Below are 15082 nucleotides of genomic sequence, written 5' to 3' on the forward strand. Positions count from 1 at the left end.
GGGGAAAAAGACTCACCGCGAGAACAGCGGATGAGCGTGGTTGCGATGGGTCCGAGCCTCACGCCTGGCGGCGCTGCAACGCTCCTCGGAAGCGGCGGATTGTAGACGTGCCGGACACGGGCGCCAACGGCCGGGGCTTCCCACATCACGGAACGCGAGGGCGCGCCAACACCCCGCGTCATGCAGGGCTCAGAGTCGAGGCGTACAACGCTGCTTGCATTCCTTTTCCGCGAAAGCCCCTCCGATGCGTTCATCCCGTCTTTCCCTTCCCTCGTCGCCCACCGCGCGCCGCGCGCTCTGCACGGCGGCCCTGCTCGGCCTCGCCACCTTGCCGGGCCTGTCCTTCGCGCAGCAGGCGCAGGCCGCGCAACCCGTGGTGCGCGTGCGCGGCACGCTGGTCTACGCCGATGCGAGCAAGCTCGTCGTCAAGGACCGTGGCGGCGAGGTCGTGAGCCTCGCGCGGCCCGCGGACATGTCGCTGTCGGAGGTCTATCGCATCAAGCTGTCCGACATCAAGAAGGGCAGCTTCATCGGCACCGCCGCGATGCCGCAGGCCGACGGCACGCAGAAGGCGCTCGAGGTGGTGGTGTTCCCCGAGGCCGCGCGCGGCACCGGCGAGGGTCACTATCCGTGGGACCTGCAACCGCAGAGCACCATGACCAATGCCACCGTGGCCGACCTCGCAGCCGCGCCGCGCTCGGTGCGCGGCGGGCAGCAGCTGCGCCTGTCCTACAAGGGCGGCGAGAAGACCGTGATCGTGCCGCGCGACGTGCCGGTCGTGACCTTCCGCGCGGGCACCGAGGCGCTGCTGGTGCCGGGCGCCAAGGTGCTGGTCAATGCGCAGGAGCGCAACGGCACGCCGACCGCGCTGCGCGTGGTGGCCGGCCGCGACGGCTTCACGCCGCCGATGTAAGCCGTTGCCGCTACCCGCCGGCGCTCCAGCGAGCGCCGGTGCCGCGGCGCACACCATCCCTTCGGGAAATCCCCCAGGCAAATCCGCGGCCGCGATCGCCGCGGCAGGGTCGCCGCGGCGTATCGTGGCGGCGGACCACGCGCGTGCGCGGCCGGTCCCGCCACCATCTTGTCCAACGTCCTCAGGAGATTCCGCACCATGGCCACTGCCAAGAAAGCCGCCGCCAAGAAGACCACTGCCAGCAGCAGCAGCGGAAGCGCCGAGAGAAAAGCGGCCCCGAGCGCGGCCGACATGCTCAACCCGCTCAAAGGCATGGCCGAGCGGCTGCAGAACCTCAACATGACCGATGGCGCGAGCAAGCTGCTCGACAGCGGACGCAAGGACCTGCAGGCGCTGATGCAGGCCAACGAGAAGTCGTTCCAGGGCCTGCAGACCGTGGTGCAGCGCCAGACCGAGATGATCAAGAGCGCGATCACCGACTGGCAGGCCGCCGCCAAGGACATCCCCGGCAAGGACCCGAAGGAAAGCCTCGCCAAGCTCGACGCGCTCGGCCGCCAGTCGTTCCAGCGCGCGGTCGACGACATCAAGGAACTCGCCAACCTCGCGGCCAAGTCGCAGGCCGATGCCTTCGAGGTGGTGCGCCAGCGCATCCAGTCGAACGTCGACGAGGTCACGAAGATGCTGCAGCGCAAGTAGCGCGCGGCCCAGGCGCCGCGCCGGCGCACGGCGCGGCCTTCCGACGACGAACCTCGGTGTGCGGCCATGACCCAGTCCTCCTCTCCCCTCGACCCCATGGCGATCTGGCGCGAGCTCACCGCGCAATGGGAAAAGAGCACCAACGCGTTCGCCAACGAGGCCATGGCCTCCGATCCGTTCCGACAGGGCATGCATGGCGGCATGAACGCCTCGCTGGGCGCGCAGAAGGCGCTCGGCGACCTGATGGCGCGGCTGCTCACGATGCTGAACCTGCCCACGCGCGCCGACCTGCAGGCGCTCTCGGAGCAGCTGCAGCACATCGACGACCACCTGGCGCGGATCGCGCGGCAGCTCGAGGAGGGCGGTGCTGCGCCAGCGCCGGCGCCGCAGTCATCGGCGCCGAAGCGCACGAAGCAGCCGCCCTCGATGGCGGCCACGCCACCCGCTCCCGCACCCTCACCCGCGAAGAAGGCAGCGGCCAAGGCCTCGAAGTCCCCGGCCCGCACCCGCCGCCCGCGCCCATGAGCACGCCCGCCGCCGAACTGCCGGTGCTGCCCGATCTGCGCGCCGAGATCGAGCGCACCATCCAGCGCAACATCAAGGGCCTGGATTTCCTGACCAGCGCCACGCCCGCGGTCGGGCTCACGCCCAAGGACGAGATCCATCGCCGCGGCACGCTGAGCCTCTACCACTACCGGCCGATGGTCGACGAGATCTACCGCGTGCCGGTGCTGATCGTGATGGCCACCACCAACAAGGGCTACATCCTCGACCTCGCGCCGGGCCAGAGCATGGTCGAGCACCTGCTGCGGCAGGGCTACGACGTCTACATGATGGACTGGAACGCGCCGCGGCCGCAGGAGAAGCGGCTGCGCATCGAGGACTACGTGCTCGACTTCATTCCCGACTCGATCCGCCGCGTGCAGCAGCGCTCGGGCGAGGAGGACGTGACCATCGTCGGCTACTGCATGGGCGGCGTGCTCTCCACGCTCTACGCGGCGCTGCATCCGGGCGGGCCGCTGAAGAACCTCGCGCTGTTCACCACGCCGATCGACTTCAGCCGCATGACGATGTTCCATGCCTGGTCGGATCGCCGTTATTTCGATGTCGACCGGCTGGTCGACGGCGTGGGCAACGTGCCGCCCGAGATGCTGTTCGCCTCCTTCGACATGCTGCGCCCCGCGGGCCGCGGCGCGGGCCTGGTGCAGCTGTGGGACAACATGGCGAACGACGAGTTCGTCAAGTCCTACCGCATGTTCGACCGCTGGGGCGCCGAGATGCTGCCGCTGGCGGGCGAGTATTTCCGCCAGACCGTGAAGGAGCTGATGTGGGGCAACAAGCTGCTGAAAGGCGAGCTCTCGATCGGCGGACGGCCGGTGCGCCTCGCCAACATCGAGGTGCCGGTGCTGCATGCGCTCGCGCAGCACGACCACATCGTTCCCTATGAGGCGGGCGCGCCGCTGATCGCGGGCATCGGATCGGCGGACAAGGAAGAGGTGGTGCTCAAGGGGGGCCATGTGAGCCTGGCCGCGGGACCGAACGCGGTGCGCCGGCTGTGGCCGAAGCTCGACGAATGGCTGGGAGTGCGATCCACATGACGAATGCCGCAGACACCTCGACGAACCCGGGTTCGACCCGGCTCTATCCGCGCACGCTGCCGCATGCCGACGGCGAGATCGCGCTGCGCCGCATGGACGCCGCCGATGCCGGCGCGGTGCTGGCCTTCGCGCAGGCGCTGCCCACGCACGACCTGCTGTTCCTGCCGCGCGACATCACGCAGCCCAAGGTGATGGATGCCTGGGTGCGCGCCATCGCGCGCGGCGACATCGACAGCGTGCTCGCGGTGCGCGACGACAAGGTGCTGGGCTGCGCGGCGGTGATCCGCGATCCGCATTCGTGGTCGCGCCACGTGGCCGAGCTGCGCGTGCTGGTCGAGCCTGCCCTGCGCGGCAGCGGCCTGGGCCAGCAGCTCGCGCAGGAAGGCTGCGCGCTCGCGATGGAACAGGGCCACGAGAAGGTGGTGGCGCAGATGACCGTGGACCAGCGCGGCGCGATCGCGGTGTTCCAGGCGCTGGGCTTCCGGCCCGAGGCACTGCTGAGCAAGCACGTGAAGGACCGCGAGGGCCGCGCGCACGACCTCGTGGTGCTGTGCCAGGACGTCGCGCAGGTCGAGGCGCAGATGCGGGCCTACGGGGTGACCGAGGCGTTCTGAGGCGGCGGGTCGAAGCGGCCTTGCGCGGCGAAGGCATCGAGCGCGCGCGCCATGCGTTGCGCCATCGCGGGATGAAAGGGATCGTGGCCCGCGCCTGGCACGGTCTCGAAGCGGCTCGCGGGCAGCAGGCACTGTACGGCTCGAGCGGCGGCCGGGCGACAAGTCAGATCGAGCTCGCCGTGCAGGAACAGCACCGGATGGTCGCGCAGCGCGTCGAGCGCGCCCCACGCCACCGCGTCGCCGTCCGCGAGCCAGCAGCGGTGCGCGAGGTAGTGCGCCATCACCTTGTAGCGATCGATCGCGCGTTGCAGCGCATCGCCTTGCGGCTCGGGCGCGGCGCCGGACTGTCCGCCCTGCGCGTGCTCCCAGGCCAGCCAGGCGAGCGTCGCGCGCGCTTGCGGCGCGAGGTCGTCGTCCGCGAACACGCGACACAGCGCGGGCAGCAACGGCGCGCCCTCGGCCAGCGAGACCGCGCCGGCCAGCCGCGACCATGCTTCGGGATAGCTCGCGCGCGCGCCCTCGAAGCTCCAATGCAACTCCGCGGCATTCGGCACGAACAGCCCGCGCAGCAGCAGTCCGTCGACCGCCGCGGGATGGCGCGCCGCATAGGCCAGCGCCAGCGTCGCGCCCCACGAACCGCCGACCACCAGCCAGCGCTCGATGCCCAGGTGCCGCCGCAGCGCCTCGATGTCGGCGATCAGCAGCTCGGTGCGGTTGTGGCGCGTCTCGCCGCGCGGCGTGCTGCGTCCCGCGCCGCGCTGATCGAAGGCGACCACGCGATAGCGCTGTGGATCGAAGCCGCGCGCGAGCGCGGGCGAACCGCCCGAGCCCGGCCCGCCATGCAGCACGAGCGCGGCGCGACCCTCGACGGCACCGGTGCTCTCCCAGTACAACCGATGACCCTCGCCCACGTCCAGCCGGCCCGTGCCATTCCCTGTAGAACCAAGTGCCTCCAGCATGCAACCGATGCTACGCCGTCGGACCACGCCCACGCCACGACGGGTGCCGCGACCACGCTGCGCGGCCTGCTCAAACTGGGTATGCTGTCCGCGGAGCGCGCTTTCGCCGCTTCCGAAGGCGTCCATCGACCTTCGCCTGCGAATGGAATTCCTCAAGGAGACTTCATGACCTGGACCACCCCTCAAGCCACCGACTTCCGCTTCGGCTTCGAGATCACGATGTACGTGGCGGCGCGCTGAGCGCCACGCCCTTTCCGGCACGGCCCGCTTCGGCGGTCCGTGCCGGTTTCGCTTTCCCTTCCCCCTTCTCTCGCGCCGCGTCGCGGCGCTGCACCGCATGCACATCCGCGTCCTGGGCGCCGCCGCCGGTGGCGGCTTTCCGCAGTGGAACTGCAATTGCGCGAACTGTGCCGGCCTGCGCGCGGGCACCGTGCGCGCCCGCGCGCGCACGCAGTCGTCGATCTGCGCCAAGGGCGACGTGGGCGATGACTGGGTGCTGGTCAACGCCTCGCCCGACATCCTCGAACAGATCAAGGCCACGCCCGCGCTGCAGCCCGGGCGCGGCCCGCGCGACACCGGCATCGCGGGCGTGGTGCTGGTCGACGGGCAGGTCGACCATTCGACCGGCCTCTACATGTTGCGCGAGCGCGGCGCGCCGCTGCCGCTGTGGTGCACCGGGCCGGTCCACGAGGACCTCACGCAGGGCAACCCGATCCTGCGCGTGCTCTCGCATTTCTGCGGCGTCGCGCACCACGAGCTGCCGCTCGACGGCCGCGGCTTCGAGGTGCCGGGCGTGAGCGGCCTGGCGCTGCGCGCGCTCGCGCTGGTCGGCAAGGCCGCGCCCTACTCGCCGCACCGCGAGCATCCCGTGCCCGGCGACAACATCGGCCTCACGCTGACCGACACCGCGAGCGGCCGCAGCGCCTTCTATGCGCCGGGCCTCGGCGCGCACAGCCCCGAGGTCGATGCCGCGATGCGCGCGGCCGACTGCGTGATGGTCGACGGCACCTTCTGGCGCGACGACGAGATGATCGCGCTGGGCTTCAGCCGCAAGACCGGCCGCAGCATCGGCCACCTGCCGCAGTCGGGACCGGGCGGCATGCTCGAATGGCTGGCCGACCTGCCCGCGCGCACGCGCAAGGTGCTGATCCACATCAACAACACCAACCCGATCCTCGACGAGGACTCGCCCGAGCGCGCCGAGCTCGACCGGCGCGGCATCGAGGTCGCCTTCGACGGCATGGAGATCGTGCTCTGAGCACGACGAACGAACCGCCAGGACCCAGGAGCCCATCATCGCCCTCATCGACATCTCCCTCGCGCCGCCACGCGCGCCCAGCGGCGAGCCGGCCTGGAGCCACGCCGAGTTCGAGGCGCAGCTGCGCGCCAGGGGCAAGGCCTATCACATCCACCATCCGTTCAACCGCATGCTCAACGAGGGCCGCGCCACGCCCGCGCAGGTGCGCGGCTGGGCCGCGAACCGCTTCTACTACCAGATCGCGATTCCGGTGAAGGACGCGGCGATCCTCTCCAACTGCCCCGTGCGCGAGGTGCGGCGCGGCTGGGTGCAGCGCATCGTCGACCACGACGGCAGCGGCGACGACCCCGGCGGCATCGAGGCCTGGATCGGCCTCGGCATCGCGACCGGCCTGGCGCGCGAGGAGATCGTCGACCTGCGCCACGTGACGCCCGCGATGCGCTTCGCGGTCGATGCCTACGTGAACTTCGCGCGCCGCGCGCCCTGGCAGGAGGCCGTGTGCTCCTCGCTGACCGAGCTGTTCGCGCCCGAGATCCACAAGCAGCGGCTGGCCGGCTGGCCCGAGCACTATCCGTGGATCGAGCCCGGCGGCCTCGCCTACTTCCGCAACCGCGTGAGCCAGGCGCGGCGCGACGTCGAGCAGGGCCTGGCGCTCACGCTCGAGCACTTCGCCACGCGCGCGCAGCAGGAGCGCGCGCTCGACATCCTGCAGTTCAAGCTCGACATCCTCTGGGCCATGAACGATGCGATGGCGCTGGCCTATGGCGTGACACCGGCCGCCGAGGGAGGTGCCGCATGAGCGCGCCCACGCTCGACAGCCGGCCCGGCATCGCCGACGGCTTTCGGCTGCAGTGGGAGCCCGCGCAGGACTGCCACGTGCTGCTCTACCCCGAGGGCATGGTCAAGCTCAACCAGAGCGCGGGCGAGATCCTCAAGCGCTGCGACGGCCAAAGCGACGTGCGCGCGATCGTGCTCGACCTCGAGGAATGCTTCGACACCACCGGCCTCGGCAAGGAGGTGCTGGCCTTCCTCGAGATCGCGCTCGCGCAGCGCTGGGTGGTGCTGAAGTGAGCGCGACGGCGGCGCTGCCGGGTCCGCCGCTGTGGCTGCTGGCCGAGCTCACCTACCGCTGCCCGCTGCACTGCGCCTTCTGCTACAACCCGGTCGACTTCGCCGGCCATGCCGACGAGCTGCCCACCGAGGACTGGCTGCGCGTGCTGCGCGAGGCGCGCGAACTGGGCGCGGTGCAATGCGGCTTCTCGGGCGGCGAACCGCTGCTGCGCGACGACCTCGAGGTGCTGGTGGCCGAGGCCCGGCGCCTTGGCTACTACACCAACCTGCTGACCTCGGGCGTGGGCCTGAGCGAGGCGCGCGCGGCGGCGCTCAAGGCCGCGGGCCTCGACCACGTGCAGCTCTCGTTCCAGGACTCCACGCGCGAGATGAACGACTTCCTCTCGCACACGAAGACCTTCGACCTCAAGCAGAAGGTGGCCGGCCTGATCAAGGCCAACGGCTGGCCGATGGTGCTCAACGTGGTGATCCACCGGCTCAACATCGACCACATCGACCGCATCGTGGAGATGGCCGAGGCCATGGGCGCCGAGTACCTCGAGCTCGCCAACACCCAGTACTACGCCTGGGCGCGCGAGAACCGCGCCCACCTGCTGCCCACGCGCGAGCAGATGCGCCAAGCAGAGGCCGCCACCGAGGCCTGGCGCCGCAAGCTCGACGGCCGCATGCGGATCTTCTTCGTGGCGCCCGACTACCACGAGGCCGCGCCCAAGAAGTGCGTGAACGGCTGGGGCAGCATGTTCATGACCGTCGCGCCCGACGGCACCGCCCTGCCCTGCCACACGGCGCGCATGCTGCCGGGCCTCGAATTCCCGAACCTGCGCGAGACCAGCGTGCGCAGCGCCTGGCGCGATTCGGACGGCTTCAACCGCTACCGCGGCACCGGCTGGATGAAGGAGCCCTGCAGCAGCTGCGAGCACAAGGAGCGCGACCTCGGCGGCTGCCGCTGCCAGGCCTACATGCTGGCGCACGACGCCGCGGCGGCCGACCCGGTGTGCGCCAAGAGCCCCGCGCACGGCGAGGTGCTGGAGGCGGTGCGCCGCGCCGACGCGGGCGAGCTGCCCGCGCAGCCGCTGGTGTTTCGCGATCCGAAGGCCTCGCGGCGCTTCGTCGCGGCCGACGACGCGCTGTCGCTGCCCCACGGGCACAACTGAGGGGCAGGGGTGCGGTCCGCGGGGTGACCTGCGACAATCGCCGGTTCGCCCGACCGACCCCTTCTACCTGGCCCTACCGTGTCTTTCGCCTCCGAAACCCGCCGCCGCCGCACCTTCGCGATCATTTCCCACCCCGACGCCGGCAAGACCACGCTGACCGAGAAGCTGCTGCTGTTCTCCGGCGCGATCCAGATCGCCGGCTCGGTGAAGGCGCGCAAGGCCTCGCGCCACGCGACCTCCGACTGGATGGAGATCGAGAAGCAGCGCGGCATCTCGGTGGCCTCGTCGGTGATGCAGATGCTGTATCGCGACCACGTGATCAACCTGCTCGACACGCCCGGCCACAAGGACTTCTCGGAAGACACCTACCGCGTGCTCACGGCGGTCGACTCGGCGCTGATGGTGATCGACGCGGCCAACGGCGTGGAAGCGCAGACGCGGCGCCTGATCGAGGTCTGCCGCCAGCGCGACACGCCGATCATCACCTTCGTCAACAAGATGGACCGAGAAGTGCGCGAGCCGCTCGACATCCTCGACGAGGTGGAGCGCGAGCTCGGCATGCCCTGCGTGCCGATGACCTGGCCCGTGGGCCAGGGCAAGAGCTTCCGCGGGATCATGAACCTGCGCACGCAGGCCATGACGGTGTTCGAGTCGGGCAGCGAACGCCTGCCGCAGGACTTCGAGACCATCCCCCTGAGCGAGCGCGACACGCTCGCCAAGCGCTTCGGCGCCGACTTCGAGACCGCGATGGACAGCATGGAGCTCGCCACCGGCGCATCGCCGACCTGGGACCGCGAGGCCTTCCTCGCCGGCAAGCAGACGCCGGTGTTCTTCGGCTCGGGCGTGAACAACTTCGGCGTGATGGAAGTGCTCGACGCGCTGGTCGACCTCGCGCCCTCGCCGCAATCGCGCACCAGCACCACGCTGGTCAACCGCCAGCCGGTGACGAAGGAGATCCAGCCCGAGGACAAGGACTTCGCGGGCGTGGTCTTCAAGGTGCAGGCCAACATGGACGCCAACCACCGCGACCGCATCGCCTTCGTGCGCATGGCCTCGGGCAAGTACACGCCGGGCATGAAACTGAAGGTGCAGCGCACCGCCAAGGAACTGCGCCCCACCAGCGTCGTGACCTTCATGAGCCAGCGCCGCGAGGCGGTCGAGGAAGCCTACGCGGGCGACATCGTGGGCTTCACCACCCATGGCGGCGTGCAGCTCGGCGACACCATCACCGACGGCGCGAGCCTGCAGTTCACCGGGCTGCCCTTCTTCGCGCCCGAGCTGTTCATGACCGTGATCCTCAAGAACCCGCTGCGCACCAAGCAGCTGCAGCAGGGCCTGGCCCAGCTCGGCGAGGAAGGTGCGATCCAGGTGTTCCGTCCCGAGATCGGCGGCCCGATGCTGCTGGGCGCGGTCGGCCAGCTGCAGTTCGAAGTGGTGCAGCACCGGCTGAAGGCCGAGTACGACGCCGACGTGCGGCTCGAGGGCTGCCAGTACACCGGCGCGCGCTGGATCACGGCCGACACGCCGGCCGAGCTGCGCGAGTTCGTCAACGCCTATCCGCAGCGCATGGCCAAGGACGCGGCCGACACGCTGGCCTTCCTGTGCACCTCGCCCTACGACGTGCGGCTGGCGCAGGAGCGCTTCCCGAAGATCCATTTCCACCCGCTGCGCGAACACGCGGGGCTGGCGCTGCAGAGCGCGGGATAACGCGGAAGCAGGTAGCCGGACGCAGAGGACGCGAAGGTTTCGCGAAGGACGCCAAAGAGAAACAAAAAGGTTTTCTTCGCGCCCTTCGCGAAACCTTCGCGTTCTTCGCGTCCGGAAGTCCGAATTCAACTGCCCGTCGAGGCGTAGTGCCTCAAGCCCAGCCCCCAGACGCGGAACGCCAGCGCGAGAAAGACGAAGCCCGCCAGCGGCGACACCCAGCCCACCCAGTGCGGCGCGCCGAGCGGATCGGGCCGCCCGAGGATCAGCAGCGCGGGGTAATAGGCCACGCAGGCCAGCGGCACCGCGAAGGTGAGCAGGCGCCGGAACCAGCGCGCGTAGAGCGCCAGCGGATACTGCGCCGCCTGCACGCCGCCATAGGTCAGCACATTGGCGATCTCCAGGCTCTCGACGGTCCAGAAGGCCAGCGTGCCCTGCAGCACCAGGATGCCGAGGAACAGCGCCACGCCGCCGGCCAGCGCGAACAGCGCGACGGCCACGGCCTCGGGCGTCCAGGCGATGCCGGCCTGCGCGGTCGCGAAGCCGATCACCGCCAGCCCCTGCAGCAGCCGGCCCATGCGGCTGATGCGGAAGTCGTGGCCCATGAGCTGCAGCGCGAGCGGGCGCGGGCGCAGCAGCAGACGGTCGAAGGCGCCGCTGCGCAGGAACTCGGTGCCCAGCACGTCGAAGCCGCGGCCCAGGGCATCGGCCAGCGCGAACATGCAGTTGACCAGGCCATAGAACAGCGCGACCTCGCCGAGGGTCCAGCCGCGCACCTCGCCGAAGCGGTGGAACATGGCCCAGACCGCGACCACCTCGATGCCGGTGACGAGAAACTGGCCCACCGTCAGCATCAGCGCCGAGGCCGGGTAGCGCGCCTGCGCGCCGACCGAGGCCTTCACCAGCCGCAGGAACAGCGCGATCGATCCCGGGGACCTGCTCATGCGGACCTCACCCGCCCTGCACCTGCAGCCGGCGCATGGTGCGCACCAGCAGCCAGCGGCCGGTGGCCACCAGCAGCGCGATCCAGAAGCATTGCAGCGCCAGCCCGAGCAGCGCGTCGGCGCCGCGCAGCTGGCCGAAGTACAGCCGCGCGGGAATGTCCATCAGCCCGGCCAGCGGTTGCACGAGCAGCGCCGTCTGCCAGGCATCGGGCAGCAGCGCGAGCGGCAGCAGGTTGCCCGACAGCACGATCACCAGCGGCGCCGACAGCGCGTTGATGCCGCGCTCGTTGAGCGCCGACAAGGTCGCGACGTTGAGCAGCATCACCATCGCGGTCGACAGCGCCAGGCCCAGCCCCATCGACAGTGCGAAGGCCAGCGCGGCCGCCACGCCCACCGGCGGCTGCCAGGCCCAGGCGCCGAGCCCCAGCAGCGGCAGCACGACGGCGGCGAAGCCCAGCATCAGCGCCGCGCGCGGCAGCAGGCGCGCGGCGATCCAGCCCGCACTGCGCGCATACCAGAGCGCATAGGCATCGACCGGCCGCAGCCGGTCGTAGGCCACCGAGCCGGTGCGCACCGACTGCGCCACCTCGGGATCGACCAGCCAGGGCATCAGCACCAGCAGGCCCTGCGCGAGCCAGGTGTAGGTGATGGCGTGCTCGAGCGACATCGGCGCCTGCGCGGCGGCCGAGGCACCGCCGTAGAAGGCCGCGAACACCATCACCTTGATGCCGCCCCACCAGCATTGCGTGCCGAAGCCCGCGAGCGCGGCGGTGCGGTACTGCAGCATCTGCAGGAAGCGCGATGCGAAGGCCGCGGTGTAGGGGCGCGCGATCTCGCGCCATCCGTCCGTCATGCGTCGGCCGCTCCATGCATCGCATAGAAGCGCGCGATCACGGCCTCGATCGCCAGCCCCTCGAGCCGGATGTCCTCCACCGCATGCTCGGCCGCGATGCGCGCGATCAGCGCCGGCGCGGAGACGGCCGCGGGATCGAAGTCGAGCACCAGCGTGCGGCCGTCGCGCGCGTTCACGCGCACGCCGGGCCAGTGCGCGCCGAGGTCGTCGGGCAGTTGCGCTTCCTGCGCGAAATCGACCACCAGCCGGCGCTCGGCCAGCACCTGCGCGCGCAGCGCCTCGACCGGGCTGTCGGCCAGCACGCGGCCATGGCCGATCACGATCACGCGCCGCGCGAGCGCCTCGATGTCGTGCATGTCGTGCGTGGTCAAGAGCACCGTGGTGCCGCGCTCGCGGTTGGCGCGGCGCACGAAGTCGCGCACCGCGAGCTTCGAGGGCGCATCGAGGCCGATGGTGGGCTCGTCGAGGAACAGGATTTCGGGCTCGTGCAGCAGCGCGGCCGCGATCTCGGCGCGCATGCGCTGGCCCAGCGAGAGCTGACGCACCGGCTGGTCGAGCACGCGCTCGAGGCTCAGCAGCGCGACCAGCTCGTCGCGCGTGCGGCGGTAGCGCTCGCGGTCGACGCGGTAGATGTCGCGCAGCAGGTCGAAGCCCTCACCCACCGGCAGGTCCCACCACAGCTGGGTGCGCTGGCCGAACACCACGCCGATGCGGCCCACGTGGCGCTCGCGGTCGACGAAGGGATCGCGCCCGTCGATGCGCACGCTGCCGCCGTCGGGCCGCAGGATGCCCGAGAGGATCTTGATGGTGGTGGACTTGCCCGCGCCGTTGGGACCGATGAAGCCCAGCAGCTCGCCGCGCTCGAGCGCGAAGGACACGCCCGCGAGCGCCTCGACCGTGCGATGGCGGCGGTGCAGCAGGCCGCGCACGGCACCGAGCACGCCGGGGTCGCGCTCGGCGATGCGGTAGGTCTTGAGGAGGCGGTCGACGACGATCTGGGACATGGGCGGGCCGCGCCGGTGCGGTCTGCGCGACCGGCCGGCGGGGGCGGGATGCTACACGAAAGCGCGGCGCGCGCGGCCACCGGTACGATCCGCGCTCCTGCCGTGCCGTCCGCCATGTCCTCCTCCACCAAGTCTTCCTCCCTCCCCGCCTCGCCCGACCGTCTGCTGCCGCTGGGCCAATGGCCCGCCACCGCGCGCGCCACGCTCGCGGGCGTGTTCACCGACATCGACGACACGCTGACCACCGAGGGCGCGATCACCGCCGATGCGCTCGCAGCGCTCGGCGCGCTGCGCGCGGCCGGGCTGCACGTGGTGGCGATCACCGGCCGGCCCGTGGGCTGGAGCGAGCCTTTCGTCAACGCCTGGCCGGTCGATGCGATCGTGGCCGAGAACGGCGCGGTGGCGCTGCTGCCGCTGCCCGGCGGCGGCATCGCCAAGCGCTACCAGCAGGACGCGCCCACGCGCGCCGCCAACTACCGGCGCATGCAGGGCGTGCTCGCGCGCATCGAGGCGGAGATTCCGGGCGTCGGCCGCGCCACCGACTCGCCGGGCCGCGAGACCGACATCGCGATCGACCACAGCGAGTTCGTACGGCTCGACGAGGCCACCATCGCGCGCGTGGTGGCGCTGATGCGCGGCGAGGGCATGCATGCCACCGTGAGCAGCATCCACATCAACGGCTGGTACGGCGGCAACGACAAGCTCGAGGGCGCGCGCTGGATCGTGCGCGAACTCTGGGGCCGCCGGCTCGACGAGGAGATGGCGCGCTGGGCCTACGTGGGCGATTCGACCAACGACCAGTTGATGTTCCGCAGCTTCGCGCACAGCATCGGCGTGGCGAACGTCGCGCGCTTCGTGCCGCAACTCGAGTTCCTGCCGCACTACGTGACGCGCGGCGAGCGCGGCGCGGGCTTCGGCGAGGCGGTGGCCGCGATCCTCGCGGCGCGACCGAACTAAGGCGCGGCACGTCGGCGCAGCGGCGCCCATTGGTTCCAGGTGCCCACCGCCGCCACCAGCAGCAGCACGCCCGCGTAGCCCTCGACCGTCGCGAGCAGCCCCAGCGGCGCGACCAGGAAGCCCGCGAGCATCGCCGGCAGGCTGAAGGCCAGGTAGCTCACCACGAAGATCGCCGCGAACAGTTCGCCGCGTTCGTGCGACTGGGCCAGCGGCGCGAGCGTCTGCACCAGCGCCGAGAAGGCGCCGCCGAAGCCGATGCCGGCCACCGCCGTGCCGACGAAGAACAGCGCCAGCGACCGCGTGGCGAGCGCCGCCAGCAGCAGCACCAGCCCGAGCGCCAGGCTGGCCATGCCGAGGATCGCCGGGCGCGGCGCCGCGAAGCGGCCCAGCAGCGTGGGCGCCACGGCCCCCACGCCCGACAGCACCGCGATCGTGAGGCCGTTGACCACGCCGCTGTCGATGCCGAACACGTGGTGCATCAGCGAAGGCGCGAGCGACAGGAACAAGCCGCCGAGCGCCCACACCGCGATGAACACCGGCAGCCCGCGCGCGAACTCGGCGCGCGCCCGCACGGGAATCGACACCCGCGGCACCAGCGAGGCCAGCGCGCCGGCGCGCGGCGTCACGGTCTCGGGCATCCACAGCACCAGCGCCGCGCCGAACGCGAACACCAGCGCCAGCACGCCGAACACCCACGTCACCGGCTGCCCGGTCCAGCGCACCGCCATGCCCGTGAGCAGCGCGCCCAGCGCCAGCCCCGCGAGCGGCGACACGCTGGTGATCAGCGCACCCAGCCGCTTCTTCGCGGCCGGTGCTGCCTCGACCACGGCCGCGCTCAATGCGCCGCTCGCGATGCCGGTCGCCACGCCCTGCACCACGCGCGCGAGGATCAGCCCGCCGATGTCGCCCGCCAGCAGGAACAGCCCCATCGCCACCGCCTGCAGCACCAGCGCCGCGAGCACCACCGGGCGGCGGCCGATGTGGTCGGACAGCGAGCCGGCCACCAGCAGCGAGATCAGCAGCGCGATGGCGTAGATCGCGAACGCCACCGTCAGCATCGAGGACGAGAAGCCCCAGGCATGCTGGAACACCACGAACAGCGGCGACGGCGCGGCCGCCGCGAAGAAGAAGGCGAACAGCACCGCCGCCAGCAGCGGGAAGGCCAGCGCCGCCGGCATGCGCCGGGGTGCCGCGGCAAGGGGCGCCGCGCGGACAGGGGCGGCGGCGGTGCCGGGACGGCTTGCGAGGTCGGGGCATTGGGACACGGTGAACTCCTTGGCGCGGAACGGCTCTTAACGCACAAATCTTTGCGTTTGCGATTCTAGGCCTCTCCCGCTGTTAAAGCAAATATCTTTGC

The 15082-nt window shown here is 71.1% G+C and carries 17 protein-coding genes and 1 riboswitch; of the genes, 12 read left to right on the forward strand and 5 right to left on the reverse strand.

Annotated features, from left to right (window positions below; translation table 11 throughout):
• Positions 1 to 25: 25 nt before the first annotated feature.
• A riboswitch (S-adenosyl-L-homocysteine riboswitch) is annotated at positions 26 to 94 on the reverse strand.
• A 150-nt stretch (positions 95 to 244) separates the two neighbouring features.
• The 5 genes from BM109_RS23810 (at position 245) to BM109_RS23830 (ending at position 3821) form a co-directional block, all read left to right on the forward strand.
• Positions 245 to 913, forward strand: coding sequence for a hypothetical protein (locus BM109_RS23810; RefSeq protein ID WP_093348081.1), 669 nt, complete (start codon positions 245 to 247; stop codon positions 911 to 913).
• 198 nt (positions 914 to 1111) lie between these two features.
• Positions 1112 to 1609, forward strand: coding sequence for a TIGR01841 family phasin (phaP, locus tag BM109_RS23815; RefSeq protein ID WP_093348084.1), 498 nt, complete (start codon positions 1112 to 1114; stop codon positions 1607 to 1609).
• A 66-nt stretch (positions 1610 to 1675) separates the two neighbouring features.
• Positions 1676 to 2134, forward strand: a complete 459-nt coding sequence (locus BM109_RS23820) for a hypothetical protein (RefSeq protein WP_093348086.1) — start codon at positions 1676 to 1678, stop codon at positions 2132 to 2134.
• Positions 2131 to 3207 (forward strand): alpha/beta fold hydrolase, encoded by a 1077-nt coding sequence (locus BM109_RS23825; protein WP_093348089.1) that lies wholly within the window; start codon positions 2131 to 2133, stop codon positions 3205 to 3207. The genes BM109_RS23820 and BM109_RS23825 overlap by 4 nt, the downstream gene beginning before the upstream one ends.
• A complete protein-coding gene (locus BM109_RS23830; RefSeq protein ID WP_057590749.1) occupies positions 3204 to 3821 on the forward strand; it encodes a GNAT family N-acetyltransferase in 618 nt (205 codons plus the stop codon). The genes BM109_RS23825 and BM109_RS23830 overlap by 4 nt, the downstream gene beginning before the upstream one ends.
• Here BM109_RS23830 and BM109_RS23835 read toward each other — a convergent pair.
• Positions 3797 to 4732: an alpha/beta fold hydrolase gene (locus tag BM109_RS23835; RefSeq protein ID WP_218159413.1), complete on the reverse strand. Its 936-nt coding sequence runs from the start codon at positions 4730 to 4732 to the stop codon at positions 3797 to 3799. The two genes, BM109_RS23830 and BM109_RS23835, sit on opposite strands and share 25 nt — an antisense overlap.
• Here BM109_RS23835 and pqqA point away from each other — a divergent pair.
• The 6 genes from pqqA to BM109_RS23865 all read left to right on the forward strand — a co-directional run bounded on the left by pqqA (position 4718) and on the right by BM109_RS23865 (position 9970).
• A complete protein-coding gene (pqqA, locus tag BM109_RS41515) occupies positions 4718 to 5020 on the forward strand; it encodes a pyrroloquinoline quinone precursor peptide PqqA (RefSeq protein ID WP_218159414.1) in 303 nt (100 codons plus the stop codon). The genes BM109_RS23835 and pqqA overlap by 15 nt on opposite strands.
• Positions 5021 to 5117: 97 nt before the next feature.
• Positions 5118 to 6038, forward strand: a complete 921-nt coding sequence (gene pqqB / locus BM109_RS23845) for a pyrroloquinoline quinone biosynthesis protein PqqB (RefSeq protein ID WP_093348094.1) — start codon at positions 5118 to 5120, stop codon at positions 6036 to 6038.
• A 52-nt stretch (positions 6039 to 6090) separates the two neighbouring features.
• Entirely contained in the window at positions 6091 to 6837 is a 747-nt protein-coding gene (gene pqqC, locus BM109_RS23850) for a pyrroloquinoline-quinone synthase PqqC (RefSeq protein ID WP_093348096.1), read from the forward strand.
• Positions 6834 to 7109, forward strand: a complete 276-nt coding sequence (pqqD, locus tag BM109_RS23855) for a pyrroloquinoline quinone biosynthesis peptide chaperone PqqD (RefSeq protein WP_093348099.1) — start codon at positions 6834 to 6836, stop codon at positions 7107 to 7109. The genes pqqC and pqqD overlap by 4 nt, the downstream gene beginning before the upstream one ends.
• On the forward strand, positions 7106 to 8263 hold the full coding sequence (pqqE, locus tag BM109_RS23860) for a pyrroloquinoline quinone biosynthesis protein PqqE (protein WP_256222744.1): 1158 nt from the start codon (positions 7106 to 7108) through the stop codon (positions 8261 to 8263). Before pqqD ends, pqqE begins: the two co-directional genes overlap by 4 nt.
• Before the next feature lie 78 nt (positions 8264 to 8341).
• Positions 8342 to 9970 carry a peptide chain release factor 3 gene (locus tag BM109_RS23865; protein ID WP_057590743.1) on the forward strand — a complete coding sequence of 543 codons (1629 nt, stop codon included), beginning with the start codon at positions 8342 to 8344 and terminating at the stop codon, positions 9968 to 9970.
• 125 nt (positions 9971 to 10095) lie between these two features.
• Here the strand turns inward: BM109_RS23865 and BM109_RS23870 are convergent, their stop codons facing one another.
• Genes BM109_RS23870 through BM109_RS23880 form a run of 3 tightly spaced genes read right to left on the reverse strand, consistent with a single transcriptional unit; the run spans position 10096 to position 12768 of the window.
• Positions 10096 to 10911, reverse strand: coding sequence for an ABC transporter permease (locus BM109_RS23870; protein WP_093348104.1), 816 nt, complete (start codon positions 10909 to 10911; stop codon positions 10096 to 10098).
• 7 nt (positions 10912 to 10918) lie between these two features.
• Positions 10919 to 11764, reverse strand: coding sequence for an ABC transporter permease (locus tag BM109_RS23875; RefSeq protein ID WP_093348107.1), 846 nt, complete (start codon positions 11762 to 11764; stop codon positions 10919 to 10921).
• Complete coding sequence (locus BM109_RS23880) at positions 11761 to 12768, reverse strand: ABC transporter ATP-binding protein (RefSeq protein ID WP_093348109.1); 1008 nt, start codon at positions 12766 to 12768, stop codon at positions 11761 to 11763. Before BM109_RS23880 ends, BM109_RS23875 begins: the two co-directional genes overlap by 4 nt.
• A 114-nt stretch (positions 12769 to 12882) precedes the next feature.
• Here BM109_RS23880 and BM109_RS23885 point away from each other — a divergent pair, with 114 nt between their 5' ends.
• Positions 12883 to 13725: an HAD-IIB family hydrolase gene (locus BM109_RS23885; RefSeq protein ID WP_093348112.1), complete on the forward strand. Its 843-nt coding sequence runs from the start codon at positions 12883 to 12885 to the stop codon at positions 13723 to 13725.
• Here BM109_RS23885 and BM109_RS23890 read toward each other — a convergent pair.
• Positions 13722 to 14990 carry an MFS transporter gene (locus BM109_RS23890; RefSeq protein ID WP_256222745.1) on the reverse strand — a complete coding sequence of 423 codons (1269 nt, stop codon included), beginning with the start codon at positions 14988 to 14990 and terminating at the stop codon, positions 13722 to 13724. The genes BM109_RS23885 and BM109_RS23890 overlap by 4 nt on opposite strands.
• Positions 14991 to 15082: the final 92 nt, after the last annotated feature.

The organism is Variovorax sp. PDC80, assembly GCF_900115375.1.
In the GTDB taxonomy this organism is placed as follows: domain Bacteria; phylum Pseudomonadota; class Gammaproteobacteria; order Burkholderiales; family Burkholderiaceae_C; genus Variovorax.